Genomic DNA, 13,148 nt, shown 5'->3' with positions numbered 1-13,148 from the left:
AACCGCACCCTCCTCGACGAATGGGCCTACGCCAAGCCCTACCGCTCAGAAACCGAACGACGCGAAGCCTTCCCGCAATGGCTCCACACCTACAATCACCACCGCGGCCACACCGCACTCAAAGGCCAACCACCCGCAAGCCGCGTCCCCAACCTCACAGGTCAATACACCTAGGACAGTCCGGGCGTCATCCGGGGGAAGGCGCGGCGGTAGTCGCTCGGCGAGACCCCGATCTGTTTGAGGAAGTGGTGGCGGAGATTGTTGGCCGTGCCCAGGCCGCTCAGCTCCCCCACCTTCTCGACCGGGAGGTCCGTCGACTCCAGCAGGCCCTGGGCCCGCGCCAAGCGCTGGTTGAGGAGCCACTGAAGGGGGGTGGTCCCGGTGGCCGCCTGGATCCGCCGGTAGAACGTCCGCCGGCTCATCGCGGCCCGCCGCGCCAGATCCTCGACGGTCAGAGGCTGGTCCAGACGGGCCCGCGCCCAGTCCAATACGTGGCCCAGGCCCTTGTCGTCGCTCGGGGGAACGGACAGGTCGATGAACTGGGCCTGACCGCCGGTCCGGTGGCCCGGCACCACCATCCGGCGGGCCAGCTGGTTGGCGACGTGCGCGCCGAGGTCACGGCGTACCAGATGGAGGCAGAGGTCGAGCCCGGCGCTCAGCCCGGCACTTGTGAGCACGTCGCCGTCGTCCACGTAGAGCACCGAGTCGTCGACGCGTACCTTCGGGTAGCGCGCGGCCAGTTGGGCCGTGTGCATCCAATGGGCCGTGGCACGGCGTCCGTCGAGCAACCCCGCCTCGGCGAGGGCGAAGGCGCCGGTACACAGGGAGACCATGCGGGCACCCGCGTCGGAGGCGTCGCGCAGGGCCGCGATCAGCGCCGGGGACAGCGGTCTGCCCTCCTCCACGCAGGAGTCGGGCACCGACGGCACGATGACCGTGTCGGCGCCGACGAGGTCCGCGAGCCCGTGGCTGGTCCGCAGCGCGATCCCGGCATCGGTCGGTGCGCCGTCCTCCGTTCGTTCCCCGATTCCGCACAGCCGCAGGTCGTACCAGGTGTCGGCCAGGTCGGGCTGCGGCTTCCCGAAGACGGTGCAGGCGATGCTCAACTCGTACAGGTCCCAGGACGGAACCCTGATGTCCTCGATCACGATTACTGCCACGGAGCCGGCGGTCACGCTCCGGAGTCTGGCATGAATTTGGCGGCGGGCGTCATCGGTGTCACTGTTTCCGGCCGCCGCACCCTGCGAATGTGGCTCGTACGTGATCAAGCGTCACGGACAGTACATACAAGGGAGTTGTGGCATGAATGCTGATCGCCAAGCCGTGAGCGTGGTCGGACTGGGCTCCATGGGCTCGGCGCTGGCCGCCGCGTTACTGGACCACGGCCACCCGACCACCGTGTGGAACCGGTCGGCGGAGAAGGCCCAGCCGCTGGTCGACCGGGGGGCCGTCCTCGCCGCGACACCCCAGGAGGCGGTCGCGGCGAGCCCCCTCACCGTCGCCTGCGTACTGGACTACCAGGTGCTGCGCACCGTCCTCGACCCCGTGGCCGGCTCCCTCCGCGGCAAGGCGCTGGTCAACCTCACCTCCGGCACCCCGGAGCAGGCCGACGAGACCCTCGCGTGGGCCCGGTCCCACGGCGCCGACTACCTCGACGGCGCCGTCATGACCACCCCGCCGGGCGTCGGCAGCCCGGAGGTGATGTTCCTGTACAGCGGTTCGCGCGCCGTCTTCGACACCCACCGTCCGGCCCTGGCGGCCTTGGGTGATCCGCTGTACCTGGGTGCCGACGCCGGTACGGCCTCCCTCCACGACGCCGCTCTGCTCGGCCTCATGTGGTCCACCATGACCGGCTGGCTGCACGGCACCGCGCTGGTGGGCGCGGAGAAGACGCCGGCCACCGCCTTCACCCCGCTCGCGCTCCGCTGGCTGAGCACGGTGTCCGGTTTCCTGAGCACGTACGCGTCCCAGGTGGACGCCGGCCACTACCCGGGGGACGACGCCACCGTCGACGTACAGATCGCCGCCGTCGACCACCTGATCCACGCGGCGGCCGCCCGCGGCATCGACAACGGCCTGCCCGAACTCCTCAAGACGGCCATGGAGCGGGCCAGGGCCGCGGGCCACGGGTCCGACAGCTACGCGAGCGTGATCGAGGTGCTGAGGAACCCGGCGGACGACAGGTAACCACCACCGGGCCGCCGGTGGGGATCGCGGCGGGCGGGGGTGCCGCGCCCCTCACAGCTGTCTGCGGGAGCGCCACAGCAGGTACAGCGCCGAGGCGATCGCCGCGGTGCGTATCACCACCGGGGTCGCGTCCGAGACCGCGTCGTTCCAGCCGCCCTCGGGGATCGCCTCGCCCCAGCGGTGGCCGGCCCGGCCCCAGAGCCAGATCAGGCCGCCGGCCACCGAGACGCCGGGCAGGCCGAAGACCGCCCACTTCGCCGCCGCCCGGGAGAGCGTGCGGGAGGCGTACGCCAGGAGCCAGCCGCCCGCCAGGGCCAGCCAGGAGCCCAGGAACGCGCCCACGACCAGCAGTGCGGCGGCGAGGAGCAGCAGCGGGTGGGAGAGGCGCACGGGGCGGGCGGCCACCACGACCTCGGCCTCGGCCTCGGCGCCGGCCCCGTCACCGCCCTTGCGCCTCAGCAGCGCCCGCCACGCGCGGCCGCCCCTGGTCTCCGCCTCGACCGCTCCGGCGCCGCCGTCGGCCTCGTCGTCCTCCGGCTTCGGCGGCGGGACCAGTATCTCGGGGATCTCCACCCCGCCCACAAAACCCGGCACGCCGATCCCGCCGCCCGTCGGCCCGTTCCCCATCGGCCCCGGTTCGATCCGCCACCAGTCGGTCCTGCCGTTCGAGGACCCCACCTCGTCCATCCCCGCCAGATGCGGCCCCCGGGATCCGGGGGACGCGGGGGATGGGGATACGGGTGGTCCGGACGACTGGTTCGGGATCTGGGCGCCCGTACCCGTATGCGAATCCGGGTCCGGAACCTTGCCGGCCCCGCCGCCCCGGCCCCCCTTGCCCAGCCACCCGCCGCCACGCCGCGCCCGCTGCTCGGGCACCACCGGAGCCGGGGGCGGAGCCGCGTACCCGCCACCGCCGTCACGGTCCTCACCCGCCCCGCTCGACGCCGCCCGCACCACCGCGTTCGGCTCCCCCATGCGCCCGAGGATGCGCCGTACCGCCGCCGGACTGTCGCCGCCGAACTTCCCGCGCTGCCGGTCGATCTCGTTGCGCAGCGTCGAGACCAGTCTCATCCGGTCCCCGGAGGCCAGCTGCTGCTGCCGCGCCGCGTCGCCGACCCGGCTCAGGTAGTCGTAGACGAGCTGATCGCTCTCGATCCCCACACGTTCCTCCCACAGGTACACGCAGGTGCACGCACGCGATGCTGTCGGAGTCATCCCCGTACGTCCAGTACGAACAAGCCTTCGCGCCCCCGCCCCGGCCCGGGTCGCGGGCGGTACGCGACGGTCCGCCCGTAACGTCCGGAACGGCCCGCCCGTACGGCCCGAACACGTCGGCCTGAACCGTACGAACGAGCCCGCACACCCCGTACGAACGAGCCGCACACCCGGTACGAACGAGCCGCACACCCGGTACGAAGAAAGCCTCCCCCGCCCGTCCTCCTCCGCCCGGGGGCGCGGCAGACCGCCCCTCAGGGGCTAACGTGGGACGGATGGGGACCCGCGAAGCCTGAGCAGGAGGCGCACGTGCCAGATGGAACCGGCGGTACGCCACCGCGCACACTCGCGGAGGCCCTGCGCACCCGGGGCGACGACTCCCTCAACGCGCTGCTCCGCGCCCGACCCGATCTGCTCAACCCCGTACCCAACGACCTCTCCCAGCTGGCGACCCGCGCGGGCACCCGCGCCTCCGTCGTCCGGGCGCTGGAGCGGCTCGACCGCTTCACGCTCCAGACGGCGGAAGCGCTCGCCGTCGCCCCCGAGCCGGCGCCGTACGACGCGCTCCGCGCGCTCCTCACCGGCGACGAGGGCGACCCGCGCATCGAGCGCGCCCTGCCCGCCGCCGTGGGCCGGCTGCGCGACCAGGCGCTGATCTGGGGCAGTGACACCCGGCTGCGGCTGGTCCGTACCGCCCGCGAGCTGCTGGCGCCGTCGCCGACCCACCCGTCCCCCACCGGTCTCGGCCCGACCGTCGCCGAGGCCACCGCCGGGATGTCGCCGGGCCGGATCCAGGAGATCCTGACGGCCGCCTGGCTGCCGTCCACCCACGACCCGGTCTCCGCCGTCGCGTCCCTGACCGAGCTGTTCACGGACCGCACCCGCATGGCCGCCCTGCTGGACACCGCCCCCATGGAGGCGCTGTCCGTGCTGGACCGGCTGGTGTGGGGGCCGCCGTACGGCGAGGTCACCTCCAGCCCCACCCCGCCCGTGCAGTGGCTGCGCGACCGGGGCCTGCTGCTGCCCGCGACGACCCGCACGGTCGTCCTGCCCCGTGAGGTGGCGCTGCACCTGCGGGCCGGGCGGGCGCACCGCGTGATCGAACCGGTCGCGCCGCCCGTCGCGCCCCGGACGAGCGAGCCGGGTTCCGGTTCCCGTCCACAGCTTGTGGACAGTACGGCGGCCGGGCAGGCGTACACCGCCCTCGCCACCGTCGAGGAGCTGGCCAAGGACTGGAACGAGGGCGGCCCGAGCGTCCTGCGGGCCGGCGGTCTGTCCGTACGGGACCTGAAACGCACCGCCGCCGCCCTCGGCGTCACCGAGCCGATCGCGGCCTTCTGGGTCGAACTGGCCTACGCGGCCGGGCTGTTGGCGGCGGACGGCGAGGCCGACGAACGGTACGCGCCGACCCCCGCGTACGACGAGTGGGAGGAGCTGTCCTCCCCCGAGCGCTGGGCGCGGCTCGCCGTGGCGTGGCTGACCGCGACCCGTACGGCCGGACTGGTCGGCGGCCAGGACGCCAAGGGCCGTACGCTCGCGGCCCTCGGCCCGGATCTGGACCGGGGCCCCGCGCCCGAGGTCCGCCGCCGGATCCTGGACCTCCTCGCCACGCTCCCCGAGGGCACCCCGCCCGACCCCGAGTCGCTGATGGCCCGGCTGCGCTGGGAGCGCCCGCTGCGCGGCGCCTCGGCCGCCGGACGCCCCGACGACCTGCGGGGGCGGCTCGCGGCCTGGACGCTGAACGAGGCGGAGATGCTCGGCCTCACCGGCCGGGGCGCGCTCTCCACCCACGGCCGGGCGCTGCTCGACGCGCTGGGCGACCCCGCCGAGGGGATCACCACCACCCCCGCCGAACTGGCCGCAGCGGGGCTGCGCGCGGCGGAGGCCCTCAGGCCGCTGCTGCCCGAGCCCCTGGACCACGTCCTGCTCCAGGCGGACCTCACGGCCGTGGCCCCGGGACCGCTGCTGCGGCCCCTCGCCGAATTGCTCTCCGTCGCCGCCGAGGTCGAGTCCACGGGCGGGGCCACGGTCTACCGCTTCACCCCCGCGTCCGTACGGCGGGCCCTGGACGCCGGGCAGTCGGCGACCGGCCTGCACGACTTCCTCAGGGCCCACAGCCGTACGCCGGTGCCGCAGCCGCTCACCTACCTGGTGGACGACGTGGCCCGCAAGCACGGTCATCTGCGGGTCGGTTCGGCCAACGCGTACGTGCGCTGCGACGACGAGGCGGTGCTGGACGAGATCGTCGCCGACCGGCGGTCGCAGGGGATGCGGCTGCGCCGGCTGGCGCCGACGGTCCTGGCGGCCCAGGCCGACCCGTCGTCGCTCCTGGAGGGGCTGCGGGCGATGGGCTTCGCGCCGGCGGCGGAGTCCGCCGACGGGGACGTACTGATCACCCGGGCGCACGCGCACCGGACCCCGGCCAGGACGGCGCCCGCGCCGGTGCCGGACGGTCCGCCGGTGCCGGACCCGACGCTGCTCGGGGCGGCGGTACGGGCGATCCGGGCGGGGGACCTGGCGGCGACCGTCGTCCACAAGACCGTGCCGGAACCGGCGGGTTCGCGGTCACGGGCGCGGGCGGTGTCGGCGTCGGCGGAGGCATCCAGGGCGTCCAGGGCGTCCAGATCGGGTGACCTGCCCCGTACGACGTCGGCGGAGACCCTGGCCACGGTCCAGGCCGCCGCCATGACCGGGTCGGCGCTCTGGATCGGGTACGTCAACGCGGAAGGCGCGGCGAGTCAGCGGGTGATCGCGCCGGTGCGGGTCGAGGGGGGCTTCGTGACCGCGTACGACCACACGGCCGACGAGGTCCGTACGTACCCGCTGCACCGGATCACGGGTGTGGCGGAACTGGCGGACGACACGGCATGACGGACACGGCATGAGGAATCGCCGGGCGGGCCGCGAAGCCCGTCCGGCGCACGTCTGTCCGGCGGATGCCTGTCCGGTGGTGGGGACCAAGCGATCCGTACTAACCCCGACGCCCGAGCCGCACCAGCCGCTCGCTCCAGTTGGCCCGGGGCTTCTCCTGCGACTTGGCCATGGGCTTCACCTTCACCCTCTGCTTCGGCTTGGTCAGCGTCCGCTTCACCGAGGGGCGGGTCTTCGTCGTCCGCGCGGGGGCCGGCTCGGCCACCACCGGCGCGGGCTCGGACTCCGGCACCGGCCGCGGTACTCCCAGCGCGTGGAACCGCCGCCCGATCCGCCGGCCCAGCAGCAGGTAACCGAGCAGCGCGCCCGACGTGTTCAGGATCACATCGTCCACGTCGAAGGCACGGCCCTGGACGATCGAACCCTGCGCCAGCTCCACCAGCGCCATGACCACCGCGGTCAGCACCACGACCCGCAGCATCGGCAGCCGGCGCGGCATGAGCACCGGCAGGATCAGCCCGAACGGCATGCCCATCACGATGTTCCCGCCGATCTGCTTGCACGCGGCGAGGAACGTGTAGTCCTCCGCGTACTGCCGCAGCGAGTGCCCCGGGCGCAGGTTGGACCCGGCTATCTCCGCCGAGGCCGGGGACGGTGTCAGCGTCAGGTCCGCCAGCACCGCCGAGAACGCCACCAGGGCAAGGAAGGCGACCACCAGAATGATCACCCGCAGCAGGGCCCGGCCCCAGGAAATCCGTCGCGGGGCGGCTCTGTCCGGCCCTGGCTTGCTCGTCTCAGCGGTCATAGGAGCCAGGTGCCCAGCCAGGGCCAGGACAGTCCCCCGGGACGCTCCTGATCGTCCCGCTCAACCGGACTGACCCCACCCCGCCCCCGGATCGGCCCGGTATGAGCGACACTGGTCGTTTGGCACAAAGAGTGACGGCCCAAGGAAAGACCGAAAGGGCGCAGCTGTGAATGGACCCCTCATCGTCCAGAGCGACAAGACATTGCTGCTCGAAGTCGACCACGAACAGGCCGGAGCCTGCCGGCGGGCCATCGCGCCCTTCGCCGAACTGGAGCGCGCGCCCGAGCACATCCACACGTACCGCCTGACCCCGCTCGGCCTGTGGAACGCCCGCGCCGCGGGACATGACGCCGAGCAGGTGGTCGACGCGCTGGTGGAGTTCTCCCGCTACCCCGTGCCGCACGCCCTCCTCGTCGACGTCGCCGAGACGATGGCCCGCTACGGGCGTCTCACGCTGTCCAAGCACCCCACCCACGGTCTGGTCCTGACCTCCACGGACCGTCCCGTCCTGGAGGAGATCCTCCGGTCGAAGAAGGTCGCCCCGCTGGTCGGCGCGCGGCTCGACCCGGACACCGTCGCCGTGCACCCCTCCGAGCGCGGCCAGATCAAGCAGACGCTCCTCAAGCTGGGCTGGCCGGCCGAGGATCTCGCCGGGTACGTGGACGGCGAGGCGCACGCCATCGAGCTGGTCGAGGACGGCTGGGCCCTGCGCCCGTACCAGAAGCAGGCCGTCGAGGGCTTCTGGCACGGCGGCTCGGGCGTGGTCGTGCTGCCCTGCGGCGCGGGCAAGACCCTGGTCGGCGCGGGGGCGATGGCGCAGGCCAAGGCGACCACGCTGATCCTGGTCACGAACACCGTCTCCGCCCGCCAGTGGAAGCACGAGCTGGTGAAGCGCACGACGCTGACCGAGGAGGAGATCGGCGAGTACAGCGGTACGCGCAAGGAGATCCGCCCGGTCACGATCGCCACGTACCAGGTGCTCACGACCCGCCGTAAGGGCGTCTATCCGCACCTGGAGCTGTTCGACTCCCGCGACTGGGGCCTGATCCTCTACGACGAGGTGCACCTGCTGCCCGCGCCCGTCTTCAAGTTCACCGCCGACCTCCAGGCGCGCCGCCGCCTCGGGCTGACCGCGACGCTCGTACGGGAGGACGGCCGCGAGTCGGACGTGTTCTCGCTGATCGGGCCGAAGCGGTTCGACGCGCCGTGGAAGGAGATCGAGGCGCAGGGGTACATCGCGCCCGCGGACTGTGTGGAGGTACGGGTCAACCTCACCGACAGCGAGCGGCTCGCGTACGCCACCGCCGAGACGGAGGAGAAGTACCGGTTCTGCGCGACGACCGCCACGAAGCGGAAGGTGACGGAGGCGCTCGTACGGAAGCACAAGGGCGAACAGACCCTGGTCATCGGCCAGTACATCGACCAGCTGGACGAGCTGGGCGAGCACCTGAACGCGCCGGTCATCAAGGGCGAGACGAGCAACGCCCAGCGCGAGAAGCTCTTCGAGTCCTTCCGGCAGGGCGAGATCTCGGTGCTCGTGGTGTCGAAGGTGGCGAACTTCTCGATCGACCTGCCGGAGGCGACGGTCGCGATCCAGGTGTCGGGGACCTTCGGGTCACGCCAGGAGGAGGCGCAGCGACTCGGGCGGGTGCTGCGGCCGAAGGCGGACGGGCACGAGGCGCGCTTCTACTCGGTGGTCGCGCGGGACACGATCGACCAGGACTTCGCGGCGCACCGGCAGCGGTTCCTGGCGGAGCAGGGGTACGCGTACCGGATCGTGGACGCGGACGAACTGCTGGCGGAGAACTGACGGGGGCGGAGAGCTGACACGGAGGCGGCCGTGGATCAGAGGTGCCGCCTGACGACGCCCGCCTCCTCCCAGTACTCACCGAGGACGGCGACGCTGAACGCGGTCGCCACATACACCTTGGCGGCGCGCAGGGCGTTGCCCAGGTGGTGAGCGGGATGGGGCACGGCGCCGGTGGCGGTCGCGCCGGAGAGTGAGGCGCCGTGTGGGGCGCGGGGTGGGATGAAGGTCGCTGTACTCATACTTCAATGGTTGCGCGCGACCCCCCGAAACGCGTCGCTCTCCGGACTGAATCCTGAGCGGTGCCTCGTACGACTCGGGATATAGGGGATCCCCTACGGGGGACTACTGGGCGTGCCCCTCGCGGGGCTCCCCGTAGCCGCCCCACGTCCCACGTCCGAGCGAAAAGCGTTCGCCCCACCGCCACCCGCTGGCTACACTCTCCTCTCTTGCCCGCCTCCGCCTCCCTCGCGGAGCGCCGCCACCCGGACGGAAACCGGGCGGCTGCCATGACGTGATCCACGCCGAACGGACACCGCCGCCCCGTAGATCCACGGGCTCGCGGCCCGTCGGCCTGCGTACAGCCCGGAGGCAACACCGTGTCCGCGCACGACCCCGAACCCGACACCGCCCTCACCGCCCTCACCGCCCTCACCGCACCGGACGCCGACCGTACCGACCCACCCCAGCCCGAAGCGCCGGTCGACCCCTCCGACCCCGCGGAATCCGGCTCCCCCTCCGACCCGCTGGGGCGCGAGCGGGCCCACCTCAGCTCGTCCCGGGCCGCCCTGCGCGCCATGCGCGAGGACGTCCAGTCGCTCGACATCCGCGACGTGACCGCGAACTGGGTCAACGCCGCCGTCCTGGAGGCCCAGATCCAGGACCGCATCAAGTCGCTCGCCGATCTCTCCCACACCCCGCTCTTCTTCGGCCGGCTCGACTACCTGCACGTCGTCGGCGCGGACCGGGCCGAGGGCGCCGAGGGCGAGCGCTTCTACATCGGCCGCCGCCACGTCCACGACGCCGACGGCGACCCGATGGTCGTCGACTGGCGCGCGCCCGTCTCCCAGCCGTTCTACCGGGCGTCCAAAAAGGACCCCCACGACGTCGGACTGCGCCGCCGCTTCGGTTACACGGCCGGCGAGCTCACGGCGTACGAGGACGAACACCTCTCCGACCCCACCGAGGCCGCGAAGACCAGCAAGCTGCTCCAGACCGAGATCGAGCGTCCGCGCGTCGGCCCGATGCGCGACATCGTCGCGACGATCCAGCCGGAGCAGGACGAGATCGTACGGAGCGGGCTCGGCGGCACGGTGTGTGTGCAGGGCGGCCCCGGCACCGGGAAGACCGCCGTCGGCCTGCACCGGGTCGCATACCTCCTCTACGCGCACCGGGAGCGGCTCGCCCGCACCGGCACGCTGGTCATCGGGCCGAACGCGTCCTTCCTCCACTACATCGAGCAGGTACTGCCCGCGCTGGGCGAGCTGGAGGTGAAGCAGGCGACGGTGGAGAGCCTGGTCACCTCGGCGGCCGTGGAGGTCCGGGGCGCGGACCCGGCCGACGCCGCCGTCATCAAGGGCGACGCACGGATGGCGGAGGTGCTGCGGCGGGCTGTCCGCTCCCATGTCACGCTGCCGACCGAGCCGGTGGTGGTCGTGCGCGGTTCGCGGCGGTGGCGGGTGCCCGCGTACGAACTGGAGGAGCTGGTAAGCCAGTTGCTGGAACGCGACATGCGGTACGGCGCCGCGCACGACGCGTTGCCGCAGCGGATCGCGCACGCCGTGCTCGTACGGATGGAGGAGGCGGGCGAGGCGCCCGACGACCGCGTACAGGACGCGGTCGCGCGCACCCCCGCGGTGAAGGCGGCCGTGAAGGCGATGTGGCCGCTGGTCGACCCGGCGAAGCTGGTGCTCCGGCTGTTGTCCGACGCGGAGTTCCTGGCGGCGCACGCGGAGGGTCTCCTCACGCCGGAGGAGCAGGCGACGATCCTGTGGGCGAAGCCGGCGCGGAGCGTGAAGTCGGTCAAGTGGTCGGCGGCGGACGCGGTGTTGATCGACGAGGCGGGCGATCTCGTGGCCCGTACGCACTCGTTGGGGCACGTGGTGCTCGACGAGGCGCAGGACCTCTCGCCCATGCAGTACCGCGCGGTGGGCCGGCGCTGCTCGACGGGGTCGGCGACGGTGCTGGGCGACCTGGCGCAGGGGACGACGCCGTGGGCGACGGCGAGTTGGGCGGACGCGCTCCGCCACTTGGGCAAGTCGGACGCGGTGGTGGAGGAGCTGACGGCCGGTTTCCGCGTACCGCGCGAGGTGATCGCGTACGCGTCGCGGCTGCTGCCGCTGATCTCGCCGGGGCTGGCGGAGGTGGAGTCGGTACGGGAGTCGCCGGGCTCCTTGTCGGTACGGGCCGTCTCCGACTCGGGCTCGCTGGACGCGGCGGTGGTTTCGGCGTGCGAGGAGTCTCTGGCGCACGAGGGCTCGACGGGCCTCATCGCGGCGGACGCGCGGATCCCGGTGCTGGCGGCGGCGCTGTCGGCGGCGGGCTTGCGCTTCCTCTCCCCGGGCGAGGAGACGACGGCGGAGGCGCGCCTCACGCTGGTCCCGGCGTCGCTGGCGAAGGGCTTGGAGTACGACTACGTGGTGCTGGACGAGCCGGCGGCGGTGGTGTCGGGCGAGCCGGACGAACGGACCGGTCTGCGGCGGTTGTACGTGGCGTTGACGCGAGCGGTGTCTGGCTTGGCGGTGCTGTATTCGTCGCCGTTGCCAGTGGCGTTGGCCTGAGGTCCTTGGCCTGGCGGCCGGCTTTGTCCTCAATCGCCGGACGGGCTTGATTTTGCCCGCTGCGGGCCGGCTTCTCATCCGCGGGTCGTCGCCGGGGGCCGGTCAGGGGCCGTGTCCTGCACTGCATGTTTTACGTCGCGTTCAGCAACTCCCATTTCTAACGATCGCCACGCGACACAAAACACGCTCTACGTTCCGGACACGACCCCTGCCCGTCCCCCTTCCAGGCCCGCGCCAAAACAACCCGGCCCACCCCGGTGCGGGGGGAAGTCGCCTCCGCTACCGGGCCCGCGTTGAGGCGTCGGCCCACCCCGGTGCGGGCGGGGTCGTTCACTGTCCCGTCCGGCGTGAGGGGGGCGGGGTCGGAGGAGGCAGGGGTGTCCGGACGTAAAGCGTCGCAACTCGCGCGAAGCGCGGTGAGGATAGCAGTCCGGACACCCCTGCCTCCGGAGGCCCCGCCCCCCGCCACCACGACAAACCAAGCCCGTCCGGCGATTGAGGACATCAGTAAGCCGCGCCAAACGCCCCGGGCAGACGCACAAAAACCACGCAAAACGCTACGCGTCAAGCGCCTCGCGCCACGAATGAACCGACGCCGACGAAACCGGCCCCGCCCACCCGAAGGGCCGCGCCGCCCCGCCGATATGGAACGCGTCCAGGCCACCCGCACGCAGCGCGGGTACGTGATCCAGGCGCAACCCGCCCCCCACCAGCAGGCACGCCCCATAACCAGGCTCCCCCCGGCCGGAGGCAACCGCCTCCGCCAGGAGGGTCGGCAGGCCGCGGTCCACGCCGTCGGGCGAACCCGCCGTGAGGAACGTGTCCAGGCCCGGCAGATCCGCGAGCTGCTTACGGAGCGCGTCACGATCAGACGCGCGGTCGATCGCGCGGTGGAACGTCCACCGGCAGCCGTCCAGCTCCGCCACCAGCCGTTCGACGGTCACCAGGTCCGGCGTCCCGTCCGCGTCGAGGAAGCCGAAGACGAACTCGTCCGCGCCCTCGGCCCGCAGCCCCCGCGCCGCGTCCACGAGCGCGTCCACCCCGTCCGCGCCGCCCGCCGCGAAGCCGTCGGACAGCCGCAGCATCACCCGGAGGGGGATGTCGACGGCGTCGCGGATCTTCGCGAAGGTCTCCCGGGGCGGGGTCAGGCCGTCGGCCGCCATGTCGGTGACGAGTTCGAGCCGGTCCGCGCCCCCGCTCCGCGCGGCGACCGCGTCCTCCGCGTCGAGAGCGATCACCTCCAGGACTGCACGCTTGCTCATCAGGCCCCATTCCTAGATAGGTGGACAGGTCTAGTCCAATATCCAGCCTAAGGGGCGGCCCCTCCTCCGCGCATCACCGCATCACGCCATCCGCACCCGCATCTGGCGCATGCCCCGCATCCCCCACATCCCCCACATCGTGGCCCCCACGGGGAGCGAAGCCGCGCGATTCCCGCGTCCCGCCCGAGAAAATACCCCTCGGGGGTATCCATTAGATAGGG

The 13,148-nt window shown here is 72.6% G+C and carries 10 protein-coding genes; 5 read left to right on the top strand and 5 right to left on the bottom strand.

Going from position 1 to position 13,148, the window contains the following annotated elements; translation table 11 throughout:
• On the top strand, positions 1–174 hold a 174-nt coding region (locus ACIO1C_RS34120; protein ID WP_401871250.1), incomplete at its 5' end, for an integrase core domain-containing protein.
• Here ACIO1C_RS34120 and ACIO1C_RS34115 read toward each other — a convergent pair.
• Complete coding sequence (locus ACIO1C_RS34115) at positions 171–1,175, bottom strand: GlxA family transcriptional regulator (RefSeq protein WP_401871239.1); 1,005 nt, start codon at positions 1,173–1,175, stop codon at positions 171–173. The genes ACIO1C_RS34120 and ACIO1C_RS34115 overlap by 4 nt on opposite strands.
• A 127-nt stretch (positions 1,176–1,302) precedes the next feature.
• On the opposite strand from ACIO1C_RS34115, the gene ACIO1C_RS34110 reads away from it, so the two are divergent.
• Complete coding sequence (locus ACIO1C_RS34110) at positions 1,303–2,187, top strand: NAD(P)-dependent oxidoreductase (protein ID WP_401871237.1); 885 nt, start codon at positions 1,303–1,305, stop codon at positions 2,185–2,187.
• Between the two features lie 51 nt (positions 2,188–2,238).
• On the opposite strand, the gene ACIO1C_RS34105 is transcribed toward ACIO1C_RS34110, so the two are convergent.
• Positions 2,239–3,348, bottom strand: coding sequence for a hypothetical protein (locus ACIO1C_RS34105; RefSeq protein WP_401871235.1), 1,110 nt, complete (start codon positions 3,346–3,348; stop codon positions 2,239–2,241).
• 363 nt (positions 3,349–3,711) lie between these two features.
• Here ACIO1C_RS34105 and ACIO1C_RS34100 point away from each other — a divergent pair, with 363 nt between their 5' ends.
• Complete coding sequence (locus tag ACIO1C_RS34100) at positions 3,712–6,273, top strand: helicase-associated domain-containing protein (RefSeq protein WP_401871233.1); 2,562 nt, start codon at positions 3,712–3,714, stop codon at positions 6,271–6,273.
• Positions 6,274–6,373: 100 nt separating this feature from the next.
• Here the strand turns inward: ACIO1C_RS34100 and ACIO1C_RS34095 are convergent, their stop codons facing one another.
• On the bottom strand, positions 6,374–7,078 hold the full coding sequence (locus tag ACIO1C_RS34095) for a VanZ family protein (RefSeq protein WP_401871230.1): 705 nt from the start codon (positions 7,076–7,078) through the stop codon (positions 6,374–6,376).
• 166 nt (positions 7,079–7,244) lie between these two features.
• On the opposite strand from ACIO1C_RS34095, the gene ACIO1C_RS34090 reads away from it, so the two are divergent.
• On the top strand, positions 7,245–8,888 hold the full coding sequence (locus ACIO1C_RS34090; protein ID WP_401871227.1) for a DNA repair helicase XPB: 1,644 nt from the start codon (positions 7,245–7,247) through the stop codon (positions 8,886–8,888).
• 35 nt (positions 8,889–8,923) lie between these two features.
• Here ACIO1C_RS34090 and ACIO1C_RS34085 read toward each other — a convergent pair whose 3' ends face one another.
• The gene (locus ACIO1C_RS34085) at positions 8,924–9,127 is read right to left on the bottom strand and encodes a hypothetical protein (protein WP_401871225.1); all 204 of its coding nucleotides are present in this window, start codon (positions 9,125–9,127) and stop codon (positions 8,924–8,926) included.
• Between the two features lie 504 nt (positions 9,128–9,631).
• Here ACIO1C_RS34085 and ACIO1C_RS34080 point away from each other — a divergent pair.
• Positions 9,632–11,665 carry a HelD family protein gene (locus ACIO1C_RS34080; RefSeq protein WP_401871248.1) on the top strand — a complete coding sequence of 678 codons (2,034 nt, stop codon included), beginning with the start codon at positions 9,632–9,634 and terminating at the stop codon, positions 11,663–11,665.
• 557 nt (positions 11,666–12,222) lie between these two features.
• Here the strand turns inward: ACIO1C_RS34080 and ACIO1C_RS34075 are convergent.
• A complete protein-coding gene (locus ACIO1C_RS34075; RefSeq protein ID WP_401871222.1) occupies positions 12,223–12,927 on the bottom strand; it encodes a copper homeostasis protein CutC in 705 nt (234 codons plus the stop codon).
• Positions 12,928–13,148: the final 221 nt, after the last annotated feature.

Origin of the sequence: Streptomyces sp. NPDC087420 (genome assembly GCF_044744165.1) — a bacterium.
GTDB lineage: Bacteria > Actinomycetota > Actinomycetes > Streptomycetales > Streptomycetaceae > Streptomyces.
This window is presented reverse-complemented; position numbering and strand designations above follow the sequence as displayed.